Source organism: Aeromonas sp. 2HA2, from assembly GCF_029237345.1.
GTDB lineage: Bacteria > Pseudomonadota > Gammaproteobacteria > Enterobacterales > Aeromonadaceae > Aeromonas > Aeromonas salmonicida.
Genome location: NZ_JAACGB010000002.1, coordinates 419,582 through 439,577, shown reverse-complemented (window position 1 = coordinate 439,577; position 19,996 = coordinate 419,582). Strand labels below are relative to the sequence as shown.

21 protein-coding genes are annotated in these 19,996 nt (G+C 58.3%); 12 read left to right on the top strand and 9 right to left on the bottom strand.

What is annotated here, in order from left to right:
* Positions 1-50: 50 nt before the first annotated feature.
* From GWQ29_RS05480 to GWQ29_RS05465, 4 genes are all read right to left on the bottom strand, one after another.
* Entirely contained in the window at positions 51-1,325 is a 1,275-nt protein-coding gene (locus GWQ29_RS05480; protein ID WP_265461643.1) for a maltoporin, read from the bottom strand.
* Positions 1,326-1,849: 524 nt separating this feature from the next.
* Positions 1,850-2,290 (bottom strand): flavodoxin, encoded by a 441-nt coding sequence (locus tag GWQ29_RS05475; RefSeq protein WP_265461642.1) that lies wholly within the window; start codon positions 2,288-2,290, stop codon positions 1,850-1,852.
* A 90-nt stretch (positions 2,291-2,380) separates the two neighbouring features.
* Entirely contained in the window at positions 2,381-3,121 is a 741-nt protein-coding gene (gene truC, locus GWQ29_RS05470) for a tRNA pseudouridine(65) synthase TruC (RefSeq protein WP_005312035.1), read from the bottom strand.
* A 55-nt stretch (positions 3,122-3,176) separates the two neighbouring features.
* Positions 3,177-3,512, bottom strand: coding sequence for a YqcC family protein (locus GWQ29_RS05465; protein ID WP_265461640.1), 336 nt, complete (start codon positions 3,510-3,512; stop codon positions 3,177-3,179).
* A 307-nt stretch (positions 3,513-3,819) separates the two neighbouring features.
* On the opposite strand from GWQ29_RS05465, the gene GWQ29_RS05460 reads away from it, so the two are divergent.
* The 5 genes from GWQ29_RS05460 (at position 3,820) to GWQ29_RS05440 (ending at position 6,775) form a co-directional block, all read left to right on the top strand.
* Positions 3,820-4,848 (top strand): DUF3549 family protein, encoded by a 1,029-nt coding sequence (locus tag GWQ29_RS05460; RefSeq protein ID WP_275918932.1) that lies wholly within the window; start codon positions 3,820-3,822, stop codon positions 4,846-4,848.
* A 72-nt stretch (positions 4,849-4,920) separates the two neighbouring features.
* Complete coding sequence (locus GWQ29_RS05455; protein ID WP_005312029.1) at positions 4,921-5,220, top strand: DUF3301 domain-containing protein; 300 nt, start codon at positions 4,921-4,923, stop codon at positions 5,218-5,220.
* Between the two features lie 124 nt (positions 5,221-5,344).
* Positions 5,345-5,581 (top strand): DUF2789 domain-containing protein, encoded by a 237-nt coding sequence (locus GWQ29_RS05450; RefSeq protein WP_005312027.1) that lies wholly within the window; start codon positions 5,345-5,347, stop codon positions 5,579-5,581.
* A gap of 97 nt (positions 5,582-5,678) precedes the next feature.
* Positions 5,679-5,984: a hypothetical protein gene (locus GWQ29_RS05445; RefSeq protein ID WP_159165773.1), complete on the top strand. Its 306-nt coding sequence runs from the start codon at positions 5,679-5,681 to the stop codon at positions 5,982-5,984.
* Positions 5,985-5,989: 5 nt separating this feature from the next.
* Positions 5,990-6,775 (top strand): Zn-ribbon-containing protein, encoded by a 786-nt coding sequence (locus GWQ29_RS05440; protein ID WP_275918931.1) that lies wholly within the window; start codon positions 5,990-5,992, stop codon positions 6,773-6,775.
* A gap of 91 nt (positions 6,776-6,866) precedes the next feature.
* On the opposite strand, the gene syd is transcribed toward GWQ29_RS05440, so the two are convergent.
* Positions 6,867-7,415, bottom strand: a complete 549-nt coding sequence (gene syd / locus GWQ29_RS05435; RefSeq protein WP_275918930.1) for a SecY-interacting protein — start codon at positions 7,413-7,415, stop codon at positions 6,867-6,869.
* Between the two features lie 178 nt (positions 7,416-7,593).
* On the opposite strand from syd, the gene queF reads away from it, so the two are divergent.
* From queF to GWQ29_RS05400, 7 genes are all read left to right on the top strand, one after another.
* The gene (queF, locus tag GWQ29_RS05430) at positions 7,594-8,442 is read left to right on the top strand and encodes an NADPH-dependent 7-cyano-7-deazaguanine reductase QueF (protein WP_275918929.1); all 849 of its coding nucleotides are present in this window, start codon (positions 7,594-7,596) and stop codon (positions 8,440-8,442) included.
* A gap of 116 nt (positions 8,443-8,558) precedes the next feature.
* A complete protein-coding gene (locus GWQ29_RS05425) occupies positions 8,559-10,829 on the top strand; it encodes a hypothetical protein (protein WP_275918928.1) in 2,271 nt (756 codons plus the stop codon).
* Positions 10,830-10,920: 91 nt separating this feature from the next.
* Positions 10,921-12,540 (top strand): GGDEF domain-containing protein, encoded by a 1,620-nt coding sequence (locus GWQ29_RS05420; protein ID WP_275918927.1) that lies wholly within the window; start codon positions 10,921-10,923, stop codon positions 12,538-12,540.
* Between the two features lie 161 nt (positions 12,541-12,701).
* Positions 12,702-14,057: a nucleotide 5'-monophosphate nucleosidase PpnN gene (gene ppnN / locus GWQ29_RS05415; protein WP_275918926.1), complete on the top strand. Its 1,356-nt coding sequence runs from the start codon at positions 12,702-12,704 to the stop codon at positions 14,055-14,057.
* A 165-nt stretch (positions 14,058-14,222) separates the two neighbouring features.
* A complete protein-coding gene (gene xni / locus GWQ29_RS05410; protein ID WP_275918925.1) occupies positions 14,223-15,020 on the top strand; it encodes a flap endonuclease Xni in 798 nt (265 codons plus the stop codon).
* 164 nt (positions 15,021-15,184) lie between these two features.
* Positions 15,185-16,192, top strand: coding sequence for an isocitrate dehydrogenase (locus GWQ29_RS05405; protein WP_111589298.1), 1,008 nt, complete (start codon positions 15,185-15,187; stop codon positions 16,190-16,192).
* Positions 16,193-16,313: 121 nt separating this feature from the next.
* Positions 16,314-16,757 (top strand): hypothetical protein, encoded by a 444-nt coding sequence (locus tag GWQ29_RS05400; RefSeq protein WP_275918924.1) that lies wholly within the window; start codon positions 16,314-16,316, stop codon positions 16,755-16,757.
* Between the two features lie 84 nt (positions 16,758-16,841).
* On the opposite strand, the gene rlmM is transcribed toward GWQ29_RS05400, so the two are convergent.
* From rlmM to GWQ29_RS05380, 4 genes are read right to left on the bottom strand one after another with little or no spacing between them, the layout of a single operon-like run.
* Positions 16,842-17,936 carry a 23S rRNA (cytidine(2498)-2'-O)-methyltransferase RlmM gene (gene rlmM / locus GWQ29_RS05395; RefSeq protein ID WP_059112140.1) on the bottom strand — a complete coding sequence of 365 codons (1,095 nt, stop codon included), beginning with the start codon at positions 17,934-17,936 and terminating at the stop codon, positions 16,842-16,844.
* Positions 17,929-18,315, bottom strand: coding sequence for a DUF423 domain-containing protein (locus GWQ29_RS05390; protein WP_275918923.1), 387 nt, complete (start codon positions 18,313-18,315; stop codon positions 17,929-17,931). Before GWQ29_RS05390 ends, rlmM begins: the two co-directional genes overlap by 8 nt.
* 32 nt (positions 18,316-18,347) lie before the next feature.
* On the bottom strand, positions 18,348-18,986 hold the full coding sequence (locus GWQ29_RS05385; protein ID WP_058393503.1) for an alpha/beta fold hydrolase: 639 nt from the start codon (positions 18,984-18,986) through the stop codon (positions 18,348-18,350).
* Positions 18,979-19,899 (bottom strand): transcriptional regulator GcvA, encoded by a 921-nt coding sequence (locus GWQ29_RS05380; RefSeq protein ID WP_005312000.1) that lies wholly within the window; start codon positions 19,897-19,899, stop codon positions 18,979-18,981. Before GWQ29_RS05380 ends, GWQ29_RS05385 begins: the two co-directional genes overlap by 8 nt.
* Between the last annotated feature and the right edge of the window lie 97 nt (positions 19,900-19,996).

Here is a 19,996-nt window from a genome sequence, read left to right as displayed (position 1 = left end):
AAAAAGCGCCCCCGTCATGCGGGGGCACTTGTAGTCATGACATTAGCAGCTTACCACCAAGCTTCAGCTTGAACACCGAAGTTCCAAGAATCATCCTGTTTCACGCCGTTCTCATCCGGACGGAATTGGCCATCAGAATCCAGATAGGAGGCATAAACGCGGATCTCCGGACGAGCCCAGAAGCTGGAGCCTGCGGACCATGCTTGTGCCAGGGTGTACTTCTTGCCGGTAGTGCTGGTGTCGGTACCATTGTTTGGCTTGTAGCTGTCATGGTGATAGCCAAGTTCGGCAATGGTCTTCATGGTGTCATTCCACTTGTACATCGGGCGAACGACTACGGAGAAAGTATCCTTGTCGGCGGTATCGTTCTCCAGATCACTGGCAGTACCGTAAACCAGTTGGTGACCAAATTCGACCTTGTCGCCAACCGGCAGTACACCCCAGTTGATGAAGCGCCAGCCATCGCCTTTTGATGCAGACTGGCTCATGCCACTACCAGAACCACTACCATAATCAACAGCTTGAGAAGCATAGCCATCAGCAAAATACTGAACGACAGTTTTGTTGAAGCCACCCAGCATGGACTGAGTCAGCTCTGCGGTCAGCATATGACCATTTTTCTCGTAATCCTTGCTACCCAGAGCGGCTTTCTGCTCATCGGTCAGATTGCCACGGGCGTAGTCATAACCCAGTTCAAGCGAACCGTCTTTCCACAGCGGAATGCCTGCGTAACGCAGATCCAGCACGTCAGTATCAACACGCTTGTCTACGCCAACCCCGCCAACAAACGCATCATAATCTTCCCACGGGTCATTACGCAGCCATGCAAAGGAGAGTTTGCCCGGGCCTGCCTGGATGTTTTCTACACCAGCGCCGGCACCAGACACATCCCAGTAGTAGAAGTCGGAGATGTGGATGTCGTGACGTTGATAGTAACGCTTACCGGCCCACAGGGTAGCTTCCGGCGCGAAGCCCAGCACGCCCTTGGCCTGGACGTTGAATTGGCGCAGAGCAAAGTCGGCATCGCTGCCGTTGGTGCTTTCCCAGTCACGACCCTGCTGACCGGAAACCATTGCAAACATGGAGTCTACGTAGAAGGACTTGCCATCCTTGTTGTAAGCCTCTTGACCCAGCTGAACTTCGCCGTAGGTCTCGGCTTCGTTGCCCAGACGACCGACTTTCTGTTTGGTGTAAGTTTGCAGGCTGCCGTTATCGGAAGTACCGACACCGGAACGCATGTAGCCGTGGAAATCAACGGCGAAGGCGGCTTGGGAAGCCAGGGCTGCGGTTACTGCTGCAGCGATCGGGAGCCACTTTGCTTTCATTTTCATTTTCCTTATTCCCGCTGAGAGGAGTGTGATCCTGATATTCAAGTTCTTATCACCTAGAAAAACGTTTCGGTGATAACCGGGATGGATTATAGGTAGCCAATTTCGAGACAAACATGAGCTGATTCACAAAATGGCGACAAATCGCCCACCACCACAACCAAGGGGGTTCAATGAAGATTAAAGACCAATAACTAGCAATAAATCACCCTTAAAACATAAAAAAACAGCTCAAAAAAATCTTGAAAACGCTATCAACAATTAATTTGCTTCGAGCATTAAGGTGAAAAATATCAATTCAATGACAAAAACATGACTGAAATCGCTTTCAATGCGGAACTTTTAATTTCCCTGCATGTCGGTCAGGACTGGAATAAAAGCCCAAATACATGATTGGGTGACAGGGAAATAATCGGCGAAATGATGGGAAATAGACTCAACTGACAGGTCTGAAACGCAGAAATAAACACCCCCGTGGACGAACCCATCGGGGATGAATAAAAAATGACGAGGAAATGGCCTTAGAGTTTATTTTCCCAGCCGGTGAGCCAGGCCAATGCCACCTTTTCCGGCTCATCATCGACGGCGGCATCTATCTCGAGGCGGGGTAATAGTGCACTCGCCCCCAGCTCCTGCAACAAACCGTCGAGCTGACGACCGGCACCGCAAAAGTGTTCGTAGCTGCTGTCCCCCATGGCGATAAGGGCATAACGCCAGCCTTTCATATAAGGAGCCCGATCCGCCAGGGCGGCGGCCAAGGGTTGCAAGTTGGGCGGAATATCGCCCTGCCCCGTGGTGGCGGTGATCAGCAGCAGGAAGCGGGAGGCATCTATGTCTTCCAGCACGGCCTCATCGAAAATCTGACATACATGTCCGGCTTGCTGCAGATGTTCAGCCAGCGTCTCGGCCACCAGCATGGCTGAGCCATAGACGGTTCCCACTACAAGATCTATCTGAGCCATAACGGATTCCTTTGACGAGTATGGCTTTACAGCATGCCACAACGCCGTCAAAGGCAACACCCTGTCAGGATGCGGGAATAGAGGGGATGATCAGTAGTCACTTTCACTGCCAGGCCAGCCCAGCTCGGCGAACAGCTGCAATAGATCAAGGCCCAGCGGCGCCTGGATCCGCATCGGGACCTTGAGGATCGGGTGCTCGAAACTGAGAGTACGAGCTACCAGCAACAGGCGTTCGCAGCCGAAGTGCTCACGAAAGAAGCGATTGTGGCGACCATCACCATGAGTGGTATCGCCCACTATCGGGTGGAAAAGATGTTCCATATGGCGGCGCAACTGATGCTTGCGACCGGTTTTCGGGAACAACTTGACCAGACTATAGCGACTGGTGGGGTGCTTCTTGGAAACCGCATGAGGCAGTTCGACCTGATGCAAGCAACGAAATGCTGTTACCGCCTCCTGGGCCGGGCGATCAGGATTGCTCATGGCATCGGCGATCTTGTCCAGCTGCTCCTTGAGGGGGTAGTCGATCACCCCCTGCTCCGGGGCCCAGCCCCGCACAAGCGCCAGATACTCCTTGTGTACCTGCCGGGCGGCAAAGGCCTCTGTCAGGATACGGGCAACGGCAGGATCCAGAGCAAACAGCAGCACGCCCGAGGTGGGGCGATCGAGGCGATGCACAGGGTAGACATGGCGGCCTCCGATCAGATCCCGGGTCATCTGCATGGCGAACCGGGTCTCGGCCTTGTCGAGCCAGCTGCGGTGCACCAGCAGACCGGAGGGTTTGTTGACCGCTACCAACCAATCATCCTGATAGAGCAGAGTCAGTTTCATTGCATCACCACATCGTCACTCGGCTGCGTCTCTCTCTGAAAGCGCAAGGTCAGACTCATTTTTCCACCACTTTACCGGTCAGCAACAGATCGAAGCGACCGATGAGACGCAGCAGGCTCGCCATCTCGGCCAGCTCGTTCTTGTAGACCTCGCTCGCCATGGGATAGAGGGAGACGCTGGTAGGCAAGGGGGCTTGCAGCATGACAAGCTGCTCCATGCGCGGGATCAGCACGAATTGCAGCCACTGATCGAAGCTCAGGGTATCGACACAGAACGGCAGCTCGCTCGCCAGAGCCTCTTTGCCTGGATACTCGTCTTGCCAGCGCCCCAGGCGCTGCAACTCGGCAGTGAGTTCACCCAGCAGGCCGGCTACCAGCAGATATTGATTCATCTCGTTCTCTTCCTCATTACTGCGATACCGGCCTGACGCTCCTCTGCATGGCAGATAAAGGCTGGCCGGGTTCCTCAAAAAAGGGCGCTACTATACACCGTCCCCCTCCCCCTCTGCCATGTTCCATTGGCAAGCAAGACTCAGCGTCCCCCACTGGCTATCTGATACAACCGCTTGATACAGATTGACCCGCAAGTGGGCTAATGCGTCTTTTTCAGCTCGTAACAGGGTGGCCTTGGTGCCCCCACTGGCTATCTGATATAAGCGCTTTATAATCGGCCCGCATCACTCTTAGCCGGATCACATCATGTCTACCATCAATACGCTGACCGAGTTTCTGACCCAGGCCGATACCCAGTTTCAACTGTTTGACATGGGTCGCCAGGTGCGACCGCTGGCAAGCGACGCCTTCAAACGCATAGAGCAGCAACAAGAGCCCTATCCCTGGCCACTGCAGCAGCATGCCTGGCTCGGCGTTCATTTCTTCCAGCCGGCAGAATCCCGACACTATCTCTGGTTCCTCAAGTTTGCACTCGATGAGCGTGGCCTGCTCATCGGCAGCGGCCCCAAGCTCTTTATGGATCAAGTGGTCGAGACCCTCGGCTACAAGCTGACCGGCGATCTGGATGAAGAGAAGGCCCAGCGACTGGCCGACAATCCCTATACTTTCCGTCCTGCCGAAGCCAAGATGGCCAGCCTGCATGCCAAGCTGGCTCGCCAGCTGGAACAGGCTCCTTCCGCCTACTATGAGGGCCTGTGCCACTATCTGGCTGCGCCGGGTGACGAGGGCTGGCAGGCGTTGGGACTGCAAGGTTTTGCCGACATGGCGGAGCGACTGCAGGACGAACGCAACCTGGCGCTGGTGTGCAAGGCCCTGCCAAAGCTGCCCCAAGCCCCGCTCTACGCCCTGTGTCAGAGCCTGGAAAATGTCCCGCTGCCGCCGGCCGTGCAAGGTGCCCTGTTCGAGCGGATCGGCAAGGAACAGGAAACTGCCGAGCCCAATGCCGAAACCCTGGCCTACCTGTGTCGGGCGCTGGCTTCCTGCAACGGCAATGCGATGCGCACCAACAAGCTGCTGACCCTGCTGCAAACCCAGCCAAGCCCGGCCTTGTTGCTCGCCATCGCAGGGCGCCTCTGGCCCGACCTCAAAGAGCCAAGCCTGCTCAACCTGTTCCTGGAACAGTTGGCGCTGCAGCCGACCCAGTTCTTCAATCAGGTGTTTGCCGAACTGGTGACCTTGCCGGCCCTGCGCAATGATATGCTGGCAAGACTGCGTGATCCTGAGCGCAGCAATGCACTCGGTCAGGCTATCGGACGTCTGTTTGCCTCGGCGTAACGGTTAATGGAATAACGGCCAGGTGGGCTGCCGCCTGGCAAAGACAACTCCAGATCACACAAGGAGCCCTTGATGGGTGAAATGCTCGGTATCTTGCTGCTTATCCTCGTCGGGGGCGCCTTCTGGCATCAGCGCCGCCAAGCGGAGCTCGCCTGGCAATACATGCGCCGCTACTGCCAGCATCACGATCTGCAACTGCTGTCTCTGGCACGCAGCCACCGCGCGCTGGCACACAGGCCGCTGCGACTCTTGACCTATTACGAGTTTGAATTTTCCAGCGATGGCGAGAGCCATTATCAGGGACAGTTGCGTATGCAGGGACTGCATATAGTCGGTGTCGACCTGCCGCCCCATCGCATCCCCGCCCAATAAGGCCCCCGGTAGCCAGATACGAGGCCAGAGCGGCCCTATCCCCCGGACGCATGCCATCCCAGTAAACAAGACGCGGCGGATCACAACCTATAATGTTCAGGGATGTCCCCTGGGAGAGATCAAGATGGAACTGTTGACCCACGACCTGCCTGCCCTGTTCGCCCAGCTGGGCCTGCCCAATGACGAGCTGAGCCTGCACCGCTTCATCCACGAACACAAACTGGACAATCAGACCCTGCTGCCCGAAGCCAGCTTCTGGACCCCATCCCAGGCTGGCTTCCTGCGCGATGCCCTCTGGAATGACTCGGACTGGTCGGAAACCATAGACCAGCTGGATGTGCTGCTGCGCCAGACCGACTGATCCCTTCTTTTACCACCCGCTTTCCAGAGGAGAGCGGTTTGGTTAAGCTCTGTGCCCCGTCAAGCCCGTATTACAGCACTACTGCGCAGGAGCCCCCATGTCCGCCCAAGAGATCATCCGCATCGCCAACGAACTGGCCGCCAAGGGGATCACCCCCTCCACTGCCATGGTCAAGGCCCGCCTCAGTCAGCCCGTTCCCATGGCCGAACTGCTCAAGGTGCTGAGCCAGTGGAAGCAGCAGCCCCACCCCACAGAACCGGCCCCGGCGAGCACGCCAGCCGCTGCCAATACCGGCACGCAGGCCGATGCCGTCAACCTGCAACAGTTGAGCGAGCAGCTCAACCGGCTCGAGCAGAAAGTCGATCGCCTGACCACCCTGCTGCTCCAACGCCAACCAGACTGAGCCCCATGTATATTCTCGAACTTTGCTTTGAGTGCTATCGCGATACCTCCCTCGGTGAGGCCGAACGGGCCATCGTCAACTACCTGGACATGCTGCGCTATCAGGGCCAGATCCTGGGACGGGAGTGTCCCACCAGCATGCATGAAGGGCAGTTCGTCAGCCGGGTGGTCTGCCCCGAACAGGACAGTCTGCATCCGGACAACCAGAGCGAACAGGTCAAGCTGGCTGAACAGCAGCTCAATCAGGCGGGTCTGCTCGCACCCAAGCTCCAGCTGCAAGGGATGGATTTGCTCTCCGACAGCACTGACCCTTGCGGTCACACCGACGAGCGGCCGAGCTGGATGCTGCTCTACACCAGCTTCCTGCACACCTGCTCGCCACTGCGCTGCGGTGACCACTTCGCTCCCATACCGCTCTACCGGCTGCCTGCCGTCGCCAACGGCGATCACAAGCAAATTATCAAGTGGCAGGAGGATTGGGAGGCGTGCGATCAGCTGCAGATGAACGGCTCCATCGCCGAACATGCGGCACTGCACGAGATAGGCGAAGTGGGCAGCCGCCTCCATCGGCGCGGCAGCGATCTGGTCAAGCAGCTGGAGGCCCTGAGCGGCATTCCCACTTACTACTACCTCTACCGGGTCGGCGGGCTGAGCGTATCCGAAGAGAGAAACCGCCCCTGTCCAGGCTGCGGCGGTGAGTGGGCACTGACAGCGCCGCTGCACGATATCTTCGACTTCAAGTGCGATCCCTGCCGGCTGATCTCCAACCTCTCCTGGGATTTCAAGGATTGAGCCTCCTCCCTTGAGATGGCACTACCTTGTGTCCAGATAGCAGAAGGGCCTTGCCGGATGGCAAGGCCCTTCTCGTCTCACAGAGACAGGATCAATAGGGCAGGGTTTCCAGCCGCTCGAGGAAGGCTGGCAGCGAGGGGGCCAAGGTGAGACGGCGACCGGAATCGAGCCACTCCAGCCATACCTGACCGCTATCGTTGTCCAGCGACACCAGGGTCATCTCGTTGCGGGTGGTGGCTATGAACAGCGATGGCGTGCGCTTTAACTTGCGCAGCATCAACAGATGACCGATGAGGTTTTCCCTGAGCAGGTCCAGATCCGCCTCGTTCCACGGCAAGATGAGCTCAAGGCGCAGCCCCTTATAGGAACAGGGGATGGGGCGACTGAACCAGTGACCAAACAGCGCCTGAGCCGCGGGATGCAGCACCAGCTCCAGCGCATTGGCCATGGCCGAAAAATCGGCCGCTTGCTGGCGCTGGTGAGGGCGCCAGGCGACCCGCCCCTCTCTGGGCTCATCCAGCTCGCAAGGGGAGCGCCAGTCAGCTTCCCACTCACACAGGGGCAATCCCCGCCTTGCCTCGCCATCACGCTGCCAGCGCAAAAAAAAGTGTTCCAGGGCAGACAAGACTTGATCCGACATCGAAATTCCCCACAATTGCTGCCAAAGTTCGCTATTGCACCATCAAACCCACGAGCAGACAAGGTGAAGCATGAGACGTCGCCATCCGGTGGCGATCCCCTGCAATATCCAGGTAGGGGCAAGCGCCCCTGACGCTGCCGGCGCAATGGCCCATTCAACGTCCGGATCCATAAACACAATGAGCAAACAAGAGAAATACGCCGGTGCCAGCGCCTTGCAAGGGCTGAGCCTGGGTCAGCAATCTGCCTACATCAGTCAGTACAGCCCTGCCCTGCTGCAACCTGTGCCGCGCAGCCTCAATCGCGACGACCTCGGCTTGACCGGCGAGTTGCCTTTCCAGGGTTGCGACATCTGGACTCTGTACGAGCTCTCCTGGCTCAATGCCAGGGGTAAACCCATGGTGGCTGTGGGTGAGGTGTCCGTGCCCGCAGTGAGTGCCAACCTCATCGAGTCCAAGTCGTTCAAGCTTTATCTCAACTCCTTCAACCAGACCCGTTGCGACTCGCTGGAAGCGGTACAAGCCATGCTGGTCAAGGATCTGAGTGCCTGCGCCGGCAGCGAAGTGAGCGTGACGCTGTTCCCCCTGGCACAGGCTCCGCACCACATTGCCGCCTTGCCGGGTGAGTGCATCGATGAGCAGGATATAGAGGTTGATTGCTATGAATTCGATGCCAATCTGCTGCAAGGGGCCGCGGGCGACGAAGAGGTGGAACAGACGCTGCACAGTCACCTGCTCAAATCCAACTGCCTGGTCACCAGCCAGCCCGACTGGGGCTCAGTGGTGATCCACTATCGCGGCCCACGGCTGGATCGGGAAAAACTGCTGCGCTACCTCATCTCGTTTCGCCAGCACAACGAATTTCATGAACAGTGCATCGAGCGCATCTTTACCGATCTCAAGCTCCTCTGCCGCCCGAGCCAGCTGACAGTGTATGCCCGCTACACTCGCCGTGGCGGGCTGGATATCAACCCGTTTCGCAGCGACTGGGAGCTTCCACCCGCCAACCTGCGGCTGATCCGGCAGTAAAGTTGGAGTCCTGGCTGACAGAGAAGGACCTTGGCTATCGTATCTGTCAGTAAACTCTGGACGTGCAGGGGGGGGCTTGGATAACATGCCCACACCCCTGTGCTGTCCTTAATACAATGAATCAACTGTTTTTTCTGGCAATGATGATGTCCTCCCTGTCGGCTCCTGATCTGGATCTGGCCAAGGAGCAATTGTCTATCGATCTGCAGCAGGCCCAAACCCTGGTACTGACCGATCCTGCCAGATGTGTCCAGATCACCTCTGCCTTCCTGACACGCACAGCCAATAATCCCAAGCAAATCATCAGCAATCGCCAGGAATATGGCTATCGCGAGCCATTGCTGAGCTATGGCACGGCAGCCCAGGCCACGGGCGCCCACCTGCTCAAGGGGGAATGCCTGCTGCAACTGGGCCAGTTCCAGGCGGCCCAGAAGGCGCTTGATCAAGGCATTGCCATGGCCACCAAGGAGCAGCAGCTGGAGTTGCAGGCCCACGGCCTCTATCTGAAGATCCGCAGCCAGAATCTGCAGGAGCACTCCCATGGCGCCAGCGCCACTCTGCTCGGCCAACTCGAGACCCTGCTCAGCACCCCCAGCCTCAAAGAGAGTCAGTTGCAGGTATACAGCCGCTTGCTGCGCACCAACGCCAGCATAGAGGCGCACCAGTTTGACGAGGCCAAACGCCAGCTGGCAGAGGCACGGCGCTGGGCCGATCAGGCCAAGAACCCGCTGGCCAGCGCCTGGGTCAGCGCTGTGAGCGGCGATCTCTACCATGCCCTCCAGCAGCCCCAACTCTCTCTTGGTGACTACATAGATGCCCAGCAACAGGCGAGAGGACTGCAGGATCCCCTCTTCCTCGGCCTGCTGTCGAACCAGATAGTGAACCTCTATCAGGCGGAGCAGGAGCCACAGAAGGCACTGCAATATGCCAATGAGGCCGCCAACTACTTCCACGCCCTCGGCAATCCCTCCCTGCTCAGCGATGCACTGATCGTGCTGGCCCGCCTCAACCGGGATCAGGGCGAGATGAACATGGCGCTGGTCTACTTCTTCAATGCGCTGGATCTGCTGGACGAGGGCAATAACCGCACCCGCATCGCCAATCTCAAGTACGAGATAGGCAAAACCTATCTGCAGACCGGCAATCTGACTCTGGCCCGCAACTACCTCACGGCGGCCCGTCAATCCCACGAACTGGGGGACGACAAGGAGCCGCTGATCGACACCCTGCTGTTGCTGGGTGAGCTGCACCTCAAGCAGAAGGAGGCGGGCATCGCCATCCTTCAGCTGGAAAATGCGCTGGCGCTGGCCAACCAGATTGGCGACGCCCAGCGCCAGTTCGAGATCTTCCGTCTGCTCTCGGTGGCCTACGAGCAGAAGGGCTACCTCAAGCAGGCGCTGGACAGCTACAAGAATTTCCACCAGCGCAGCGAGCAGGTTCGCCAGCAGCAGGTCGATCTGGAGCAGGAGGCGATCCGCGACAACTATGTCCAGGTGGAGCGGGAACAGCAGATCAAGGAGCTGGAGCAACAACTGGATACCAGCCAGCATCAGCAGGATCGCTACCTCTGGTCGAGCGTGATCACTGGCCTGCTGCTGACCCTGTTCATCTATCTGTTCTTCACCCTCTGGCTCAAGCTCAGGGTCGCACGCCTGCAGGGCAAACAACTGGGTGAGGCCATCTTGATCGAGCCACGCACCGGCCTTGCCAACTGGCAGCGGCTGATGAGCCGCTGGCCGCGGGAGATGGCAAGACGCCAGCAAAAATCAGAACGCTGGTATCTGAGCGAACGGCCCACCAGCGAATTCGACGACAAGTTGCATTACCTGCTGTTTCGGGTGCCCTTCCTGGTGAACAGCCTGGAGCAGCACGGCTATCAGGTGAGCCGAGAGATAGAGCAGGCTTTCGGCGCTTATATCAAGGGGCTGACACCGCAGGATGGCCGCATCTATGATTTGCGCGAAGGCCATCTGCTCTACGTGGTGCCCCAGCGCCACGTGGAGGACCTGCACAAGCTGGCTCAGGATCTGCTCGCGGCCTTTGCCGCTTTCCCCTGCCAGCACTCGCTGGATCGCCACATCAGCCTCGGTATCGTCAGCCACCCCTTCCTGCCCAAGGCGGCGACCGCCCTCGATCACCACGGCCTGTTCGACCTCTGCTATCTGGCACTGGCCGGAGCCATTCAGCTCAGCGAAAAATATCAGCAAAACGTCTGGCTGGAGCTTGCCGCCATCGATTGCCAACAGGCCGCATTTTTTAATGGGGATGTGTGGCAATGCTGCTTGATGGCAATTGACAAGGGACTGGTAAAAGTAAATTCTTCTCATGAAAAGCAATGGGTTAATTGGCTTCGACTTTCACGGACGAAAGCACCGGATAACCAATAACCCTATAGATAATCAACTGGGTCTGGAACTGGGTTCGACCGCCGTTGCTATCCAACACAAAAACGATAATGACAACAGGGCGACCTGAATAATGAATGATATCGCTGCCGTAGCAGGACAATTGGCCAGACTCAGGGAATCCCTTCAGCAAAAGCAGCTGGAGCTAGACGGCATAGTCACTTTTTCCGATGCAGAGCGAGCCCGCAGCATCCAGTTCATCGGTAAATTGATGCAGGCCTGTCGTGGCCATGACAGGGAGCTGGACAACAAGCTCGCCAAGCTCAAGCAAAAACTCGACGGCAATCCGCCGCTCTCCTCGCTGGATGCCGACCTCGCCGTCATCGAAAAGCTGTTGCAGCAACATGGCAATGCGCTGGAAGAGTCCATCAGCCTGACCAAGTCCGCCATCGACCTTGGCACCAAACAACTCAAATCCATCAAGGGCTTCCCGGAGGATACCCGCAAGTCCCTCAAGGAGTTTCTGGCAAGCCCGGATGGCTATGGCATCGGCGACCATCAAAAGAAAGTGATCCGCCTGCTGGAGTTTTACCAGCAGGCCATCAAGATCCAGCTGCTGCCGACCCAGCCCCTGCTAGCCCCGATGCCCGCCGCCAGCGTGCAGACCATGGCCATCACAGAGCTCTCGTCCCCTGAGCCTGCGATCCCGTTTGACGCCAGGGCTCACGCCCATATCGCCGACGAGTTGCAGCGGCTCATCACAGAGCTGGATTTTGCCGGCGCCGTTGGCGAGAGTCTGGCGGATATCCGCCGCCAGTTGCTCAATGGCATCACGCCGCCGCTGCTGGCGGAGATCTGCCTGCAGGTAATAGAGCTCATCATTGAGGGCACCCGCGAGGAGCGAAAATCCTCCCAGGCTTTCCTGAGTACCCTCAACGAGAGCCTCTCTGCGGTGCATTTCAGCTTCACCGAGTCCCTCGACGAGGGGCGCGCCCTGCAAAGCGCCACTCAGGATACCCGTCAGGCCATCGACAAGGAGCTGCGAGCCCTCGACCATACCCTGTCCAGCCACGACGCCTTCGGCGAGCTCAAGGATGCCATCTCGGGCCATATGGGTGCCATCAACATGCTGCTGCAGGACAGGGAAGCCATGGCTACCCGTGAGCGCCACCTGCTCACCCGCCTCTCCACCATGGAGGCCAAGCTGCGCCTGATGAAGGAGGAGACAGCCGAGTACAAGAAGCGGCTCACCATCCAGAAACACAAATTGTTCCTCGACAGCCTGACCCAGGTACATAACCGGGCGGCGCTGGACGAGCGGCTCGAACTCGAATACAAGCGCTGGCTGCGCTACAACACCCCGCTCTGTCTGGCCATCATCGACATTGATCACTTCAAGAACATCAATGACAACTATGGCCACATGGCCGGCGACAAGGCGTTGAAGGTGGTGGCCAAGGCATTGCAGGGCGCCCTGCGCGATACCGACTTCATCGCCCGCTTTGGCGGTGAGGAGTTCGTGGTGCTGCTGCCGAACATCAACCCGGACAAATACCAGAAGCCGCTGGAGACACTGCGCCAAACCATCAAGAGCATTCCGTTCCGCTTTCGGGATGCCAGGGTCGAGATCACCATCTCCATCGGTGCCACCCTGTTTCGGGAAGGGGATCACACCACGGATGCGTTCGAGCGAGCCGACAAGGCGCTCTACAGCTCCAAGCACTCGGGTCGGGATCAGGTCAACCTGGCCTGAATGCGGGCTGAGTTGCGGCTAAAAAAGCAGCAAACGCACTTCTCCCCTATTCCCCTGCCCTACCGCTTACATCTACTATCAAATTCAAGGGATGCCACATGGCATCCCGTTTTCTCCCCAGGGAAAAGCACAACGATAACAAGCGAGTGAAAGGGGAACTTATGATTACGCACATCAATCCTGTGGGCAGCATGGACTTGCTGTCACAACTCGAGGTGGATCGCCTCAAACAGACTGCTTCCAGCGATATCTATCAACTGTTTCGCAACTGCTCGCTGGCGGTGCTCAACTCAGGTAGCCATACCGACAGCTCCAAAGAGATACTGGAGCGTTTCAAATCCTTTGATATCCATGTGATCCGGCGCGAGCGCGGGGTCAAACTCGAACTGTTCAATGCCCCCGAGCATGCCTTTGTGGATGGCGAGATCATCCGTGGCATTCAGGAGCACCTCTTCTCCGTGCTGCGCGACATCCTCTATGTGTCGACCCAGCTGGAGTCGAACCGACTGGTCAACCTGACCAGCTCCACCCATATCACCAACGTGGTGTTCGCCATACTGCGCAACGCCAAGGCGATCCTGCCGGGGGCGGATCCCAATCTGGTGGTCTGCTGGGGCGGCCACTCCATCAACCCCACTGAATACCAGTACACCCGCGAGGTCGGCAGCGAGCTGGGATTGCGCGAGCTCAACATCTGCACCGGTTGCGGTCCGGGTGCCATGGAGGGGCCCATGAAGGGGGGCGCCGTCGGCCACGCCAAGCAGCGGGTACGCAATGGCCGCTACATAGGTCTGACCGAACCTTCGATCATTGCCGCCGAGCCGCCCAACCCCATCGTCAACGAGCTGGTGATACTGCCGGATATCGAGAAACGGCTGGAGGCTTTCGTGCGTCTGGGCCACGGCATCATCATATTCCCGGGCGGGGTCGGCACGGCCGAAGAGCTGCTCTATCTGCTCGGCATCATGATGCATCCGGCCAACGAGCGCCAACCCATGCCGATTATCCTGACCGGTCCGAAAGAGAGCGCCGATTACTTCCGTGCCATCGATGACTTCGTCAAGGCCACCCTGGGCGAACCCGCTACCAGCCTCTACCGGATCATCATCGGCGATGCGCCGGAAGTGGCCCGGGTGATGAAGGAAGCGATGCCGAAAATTCGCGAATATCGCAAATCGGTCGGCGATGCCTACTCCTTCAACTGGTCCCTCAAGATTGAGCCCGAGTTCCAGCTGCCGTTCGAGCCGGATCATGCCAGCATGGCCAGCCTGGATCTGCATCGCAACCAGCCGCCCCAATTGCTGGCAGCCAACCTGCGCCGCGCCTTTTCCGGCATCGTCGCCGGTAACGTGAAGGAAGGGGGCATCCGCGCCATCGAGAAGAAGGGCCCCTTCAAGCTGCACGGCGACAAGGAGCTGATGCACCTGATGGACAAGCTGCTGGAGAGCTTCGTCAAACAACAGCGCATGAAGCTGCCTGGCACCCAATACGTCCCCTGTTACGAGATAGTTCGTTAAAGGCTGTTAGTCGCCGGTGACCAGCGACAACATGGCACAAGGGGCGCAGCAGCGCCCCTTCCTTTTGCCATCTGTATGAGCATCTGACGCTCTGGCACCACCTGAACACTGTCATCAAGGCTGCCAGTTGTTACAATGGCGCGTCCTGACTGCCAAGAGCCCCCTATGCCACACCTGCTTATCATCGATGCCCTCAACCTCATCCGCCGTCTGCACGCGGTGCAAGCCCAGCAGGCGCTGACCCCGGCCCAGGCGCTCATCGCCACCCGTACCAATCTCATCAATACCTGCCGCAAGCTGCTGACGGGCAGCGAGCCGACCCACGTCATAGCGGTATTCGACGGCGAGATACACAGCTGGCGCAAAGAGGTCTACCCGGCCTACAAGGAGGGACGAACCCCCATGCCGGTGGAGCTGCGTGAAGGTCTGAACACGCTGCAGGATGCATTCTGGGAGTGTGGCGTAGACGCTTTGCTCTCCCAGACCGATGAGGCGGACGATCTCATCGCCACCATGGCCAGCGGCATCGCCAAGCACGGGGCAAGGGCCACCATCATCTCTACCGACAAGGGGTTCTGTCAGCTCATCTGCCCGCAGATCCAGATCAGGGACTATTTCAACAAACGCTGGTTGGATGCCGCCTTCGTCGAGCAACAATATGGCGTGGACCCGGCCCAGCTGGTGGATTTCTGGGCCCTGACCGGCATCGGCGGATCCAATATCAAGGGGGTACCCGGCATAGGCCCCAAGACGGCGACCCAATTGCTGCAGCAATATGGCAGCCTGTCGGCGCTGCTCGCGGCCTGTCAACAGGAGGAGGCCAGCAAGCCCTTGCTCAAGCTTCGCCAGTATCAGGACGATGCCCTGCTGGCCCAGCGTCTGGTCCGGCTGCAGCGTGATATTCCCCTGGGTTTCAACTTGCGGGAAATACGCTATCCCCCAGCACCCGAGAGCGAGGCATGACACCGGCTTGCCCCATTGACCAGCAATCCTGCCAATCATGACGGGACTCACCCTTGCTGTTGACAAAAACAGATAGAATGTAAAGAAACATGGAGGGTTAGTTGTATAAATGGTATAAAACGGCCGAATCCTCCCCCTCTGTTCCCTAGAAGTGGATACCTCTCATGTCAAAAAGAAAGATTACCGTTATCCCGGGCGACGGCATTGGCCCCAGCATCATCGAATCCGCCATCCAGATCCTGACCCACGCCGGTTGTGACTTCGAATACGAGTATGCGGATGCCGGTCTGGTCGCGCTGGAGAAGCACGGCGAGCTGCTGCCCCAGGCAACCCTGGATCTGATCGAGAAGAACAAGGTCAGCCTGAAAGGCCCGCTCACCACCCCGGTCGGCGGCGGCTTCACCTCCATCAACGTCTCCCTGCGCAAGAAATTCAACCTCTACGCCAACGTACGCCCCGTCATCTCCTTCAAGGGCACCAAGAGTCGTTACGACAACATCGATATCATCACAGTGCGCGAGAACACCGAAGGGATGTACTCGGGCGCCGGCCAGAAGCGCAGCGATGACAACAATAGCGCCGAGGCGATGAGCATAGTTACCCGCGACGGGGCAGAACGCATCGTCAAGTTTGCCTTCGAACTGGCCCGCCAGGAAGGACGCAAGAAAGTGACCATCATCCACAAGGCCAACATTCTCAAGTCCACCTCTGGCCTGTTTCTGGAAGTGGCCCGCGATGTCGCCGCTCGCTACCCGGATATCCAGAGCGAAGAGATGATTGTCGATGCCGCCTGCATGAACCTGGTGATGTACCCGGAGCGGTTCGATGTCATGGTCACCACCAACCTGTTTGGCGACATCCTCTCGGATCTGTGCGCCGGTCTGGTGGGCGGTCTGGGTATGGCACCTGGTGCCAACATCGGCGATGGCGCCGCCATCTTCGAAGCGGTCCATGGCTCGGCGCCGGATATCGCAGGCAAGAACATCGCCAACCCGACCTCGGTGATCCTCGCCTCCATCCAGATGCTGGAATACCTGGGCATGCAGGACAAGGCTGAGCGCATCCGTGAGGCAGTGCGCGCCACCATCGAATCCGGTGATCGCGTGACCCGGGATCTCGGGGGGACCGCCTCTACCAGCGAGTTCACCCAATCCATCATAGACCGTTTGTAATTCATCTTAATTCGTTGATTCAAAAGGGGAGCTCAGGCTCCCCTTGTTTTATCTCGCGGCGCGCTACCCGCCTAGTCAATTGACTACTATGTTCAATGCATAAGGGATAAGGAGATCCATTATGCGCGCTATTTTTCCCCTGTTGCTTGTCAGCAGCAGCGTCATGGCAGTAGACAGACCGGTCGAAAATGCTTGGAAACAGCTTCCGGCAGCCCAGTCGCAGCCCGCCAGTCAGGTATGGCGTTCCAGTCTGGATACCAATGATCTGCTCAAGGCACCCAAACCGCTCTCCTTCGGGGTAGACATCATGACGGACAGCGATGGCAACCAGCAGGTTACCACATACCAGAAGCTGAATTTGACGGCGGAGAAGAGCGTGAGCCTCTCCTTCGAGCACCACAAACCCAGGATCAAGTTCAAGGCTGCTGGCATGAATACGGCCATCAAACTCAGAGGGGATGGGGTCAAGTTGCAGTTCAATCCGATCGACAAGAGCATCCCCCTGCAGATAGAGCTCAAAGTGACGGATGACGAGTCATCCCTGCGTCTCGACTACCGCTTCTAACACTGGCTGCATGGCGCAGATAGCAAAAGACCGATGGCATCGCTGCCATCGGTCTTTTTTCTGCTCACGGCAAGGGACAGGATGTCACTCCTTGGCTTCCAGCTTGGAGACCCAGTACTTGTTGTAGACGTGTACCGTGATCTCTTCGCGATCGTGATAGAGCTGCTTGGCCTGAATGACGAAGGCGTTGTCTACCTCCTTGAGCAGGCCGCGCAACACCTCTATGTTGTGTACCGCTTCGGCGTAACGCTTCTTCATCGGCAGCTTGAGGTTGAACATGGCCTCCTGACAGTCGTTCTCGCGGAACCAGTCGGCGATCATGTGAACAACCCGTGCCGGCTTCTCCACCATGTCACACACCAGCCAGTAGATATTCTTCTTGCTGGGGCGCCACACAAAGCCATCATCACGCAGGTGCTTCACCTGACCGGTATCCATCAGGGACTGGGCCATGGTGCCGTTATCCACCGCTGTCACCATCATGCCGCGACGCACCAGCTGATGGGTCCAGCCACCCGGACAGGCGCCCAGATCGACCGCTTTCATGCCGGAGGTGAGGCGCAGGTCCCACTCTTCCCGCGGTACGAACACATAGAAGGCCTCTTCCAGCTTGAGGCTGGATCGGCTCGGTGCATCCGGCGGGCAGCGCAGACGGGGAATGCCCATGTGGAATTCGGAGTTGTTGAACGAGTAGGAATACCCCAGCAACAGGTGATCGTTGGCCATGAAGAAGGCGTGGAACACCGGACGGTGCGGCGTCTCTTTCTTGGTCAGCAGCTCCTTGCTGCGCAGGGCCTGACGAAGCGGCACTGTGAACTTGCGGCAGAAGGCCGACAGCTCTTTCGCTTCGTTGGTATCGGCGGTTTCAACTCGCAGATCGCCACAGATGGTGTATTCACGGGTCGCTTCTATGATGGGCGAGATCCGATCAGCCACATCCAGATCCTTCAGCTCGTGGGTCACCACCAGCATCTGACGGATAAAGATAAGCTCCCTGAATGGCAACTTGCGCGCCAGCAGATCGGCCTGCTCCTCGTCATACAACTCGAATATCACGTAACCGCTGTCGTCCTTGACCCGGGCGAAACCGTAGCACTGCATGTTACTGGCACGCTCGGTGATCTCTGCCGCCGCCTCTTTCTCAAAACCGGGGCGGCAATAAAGCAGCAGATTATTCATTTTTTCCTCCAAGACGACAGCCAGCCCATATCAGAGCCGCCCATCCCAACATAAAACAGAGGCCACCGGCCGGGGTAATGAGCCCCAGCCCCTTGCTGCCAAGCAGCACCATGGCGTAAATACTGCCGCAGAATCCAAGGATCCCCAGCAAAAATGCGGTGCCAGCGAAGGTGATTACCTTGCTGCGCACACCGCACCAACCCAGCACCAGCAGGGCCAATGCGTGAAAAAACTGATAATGCACGGCGGTGTTGAACGCCGCCAGCTGCGAAGCCGTAATACCGCTCGTCGCCAGACCGTGGGCGCCATAAGCCCCCAGCATGGTCGCCGTCAGGCCAAAAAAACCCGCCAGTACCAGCCAATGTCGATGGATCTGCATTCTTACCCTCCTCGTTCTCTCCGTCGCGACCGTCAGCCCTGTGCCAGCGTCGCCGCAATGAAGCACCTGATATGATCAGCCGCCTGCTGCAGGTTCTCCTGCTCGCTCACGCCGCTGGCTTTTCGCGGTTTGAAGCCATGGTCACCATCGGTCAGCCAGTGGACCGATACGTGGGGTGAGAAGGGAAAATCTGCCAGTTCGGCGCGCGTGCCGAAGGTGTCGCGCTCCCCTTGCAACAGCAGGGTCGGCGTCTTGATCTGCTTGAGCACCTCGCCCCGCCAGCGGTCGGGCTTGGCCGGGGGGTGGAAAGGATACCCGAGAATGAGCAATCCTGCAGCATTCATCTCGTCCCCACCTTCGCCATACAGCTCTGCCGCCATGCGCCCCCCCATGGACTTGCCCGCCAGGAACAGCCTTGGGTGAGCGAACAGCTGCGCCATCTGGCGCCAATGGTCGAGCAATACCGGCTGCCTGTCCGGCGGCCTGCGCTTGCCATCCTGGGCCCGCTTGGTCATGTAGGGGAAGTTGAAACGCACTACCTCGATATCGGGCCCCGCCAGCAGGCGTGACAGCTCGCAAAGAAAGGCGTGTTCCATGCCGGCCCCGGCGCCATGGGCCAGCAGAATACGAACGGGGGCATCACTCGCCCCCTCTCTCATCACATCAGGCATCGGCGAGCCGTGCCCTGCGACGAGCCTCTTCCTGCTCCACCAGCTCCAGCATCCAGTCGCGGAAGGCCACTATCTTGCCCTGATCGGACTGCTGCTCCTGACATACCAGGTAGAACGCATTCTTGCTCACCAGCACCTGCTCGAACGGGCAGATAAGGCGCCCCGCTTCGATTTCTGGCTGGGCAAGCACACTGTGACCAAGCGCCACCCCCTGACCGTGGATCGCCGCCTGGATCACCATGGTGGAGTGACTGAAGATGGGCCCCTGATTGACGTTGGGCGCATCGATGTCGAGCTGGCGAAACCAGGCTTTCCAGTCACGGCGGGAGGTATCGTGCAACAGAGTGTGGCGGATCAGATCATCCGGGGTGCGCAGTGGCTTGGGGCCGGTCAGCAACAGCGGCGAGCAGACAGGGATCAGGTACTCGGTGTGCAGCTTGTCGGCACGCAGTCCAGGCCAGTTGCCACGGCCGTAGTAGATGGCCACGTCCACATCGTCGGTCAGCGATCCCTCGTCCATGTCCACCGCCTTGATCCGTACGTCTATGTCCGGATGACGTTCGCTGAACTTCACCAGTCTGGGTACCAGCCACTGGATGGCAAAACTTGGCTGCAAGCTGACGGTGAGCGCCCCCTTGGCACTGCGGGCCAGCAGCTTGTCGGTCGCCTCCGAGATGGAGGTGAAGATGTCTTTGATATCGAGGAAGTAACCCTGCCCCTCTTCGGTCAACAGCAAGGAGCGGTTCTTGCGGCGAAACAGCTTGATGCCGAGATACTCTTCCAACGCCTTGATCTGGTGGCTGATGGCAGCCTGGGTCACAAACAACTCTTCCGCTGCCCGGGTGAAGCTTAAGTGACGAGCCGCGGCTTCGAATGCTTTCAGGGCATTGAGCGGGGGTAAACGACGAGACATGAGACCAGCCGACGATGAGTTTTTCTAATGGGCCGCATTATAATTTGTCGGTTGCGGGTCGACCAGTGAATAAACATAATTCGCTTCGCAATCCGTT

Bases quoted from the DNA above. Each gene is read 5' to 3' on its own strand.
- xni (WP_275918925.1), top strand. From the start codon at position 14,223: ATGCCACACCTGCTTATCATCGATGCCCTCAACCTCATCCGCCGTCTG.
- GWQ29_RS05480 (WP_265461643.1), bottom strand. From the start codon at position 1,325: ATGAAAGCAAAGTGGCTCCCGATCGCTGCAGCAGTAACCGCAGCCCTG.
- GWQ29_RS05380 (WP_005312000.1), bottom strand. From the start codon at position 19,899: ATGTCTCGTCGTTTACCCCCGCTCAATGCCCTGAAAGCATTCGAAGCC.
- GWQ29_RS05440 (WP_275918931.1), top strand. From the start codon at position 5,990: ATGTATATTCTCGAACTTTGCTTTGAGTGCTATCGCGATACCTCCCTC.
- GWQ29_RS05460 (WP_275918932.1), top strand. From the start codon at position 3,820: ATGTCTACCATCAATACGCTGACCGAGTTTCTGACCCAGGCCGATACC.
- truC (WP_005312035.1), bottom strand. From the start codon at position 3,121: ATGAAACTGACTCTGCTCTATCAGGATGATTGGTTGGTAGCGGTCAAC.
- rlmM (WP_059112140.1), bottom strand. From the start codon at position 17,936: ATGAATAATCTGCTGCTTTATTGCCGCCCCGGTTTTGAGAAAGAGGCG.
- GWQ29_RS05405 (WP_111589298.1), top strand. From the start codon at position 15,185: ATGTCAAAAAGAAAGATTACCGTTATCCCGGGCGACGGCATTGGCCCC.
- GWQ29_RS05475 (WP_265461642.1), bottom strand. From the start codon at position 2,290: ATGGCTCAGATAGATCTTGTAGTGGGAACCGTCTATGGCTCAGCCATG.
- GWQ29_RS05385 (WP_058393503.1), bottom strand. From the start codon at position 18,986: ATGCCTGATGTGATGAGAGAGGGGGCGAGTGATGCCCCCGTTCGTATT.
- GWQ29_RS05465 (WP_265461640.1), bottom strand. From the start codon at position 3,512: ATGAATCAATATCTGCTGGTAGCCGGCCTGCTGGGTGAACTCACTGCC.
- GWQ29_RS05425 (WP_275918928.1), top strand. From the start codon at position 8,559: ATGAATCAACTGTTTTTTCTGGCAATGATGATGTCCTCCCTGTCGGCT.
- GWQ29_RS05390 (WP_275918923.1), bottom strand. From the start codon at position 18,315: ATGCAGATCCATCGACATTGGCTGGTACTGGCGGGTTTTTTTGGCCTG.
- GWQ29_RS05420 (WP_275918927.1), top strand. From the start codon at position 10,921: ATGAATGATATCGCTGCCGTAGCAGGACAATTGGCCAGACTCAGGGAA.
- syd (WP_275918930.1), bottom strand. From the start codon at position 7,415: ATGTCGGATCAAGTCTTGTCTGCCCTGGAACACTTTTTTTTGCGCTGG.
- GWQ29_RS05450 (WP_005312027.1), top strand. From the start codon at position 5,345: ATGGAACTGTTGACCCACGACCTGCCTGCCCTGTTCGCCCAGCTGGGC.
- GWQ29_RS05455 (WP_005312029.1), top strand. From the start codon at position 4,921: ATGGGTGAAATGCTCGGTATCTTGCTGCTTATCCTCGTCGGGGGCGCC.
- queF (WP_275918929.1), top strand. From the start codon at position 7,594: ATGAGCAAACAAGAGAAATACGCCGGTGCCAGCGCCTTGCAAGGGCTG.
- GWQ29_RS05445 (WP_159165773.1), top strand. From the start codon at position 5,679: ATGTCCGCCCAAGAGATCATCCGCATCGCCAACGAACTGGCCGCCAAG.
- ppnN (WP_275918926.1), top strand. From the start codon at position 12,702: ATGATTACGCACATCAATCCTGTGGGCAGCATGGACTTGCTGTCACAA.
- GWQ29_RS05400 (WP_275918924.1), top strand. From the start codon at position 16,314: ATGCGCGCTATTTTTCCCCTGTTGCTTGTCAGCAGCAGCGTCATGGCA.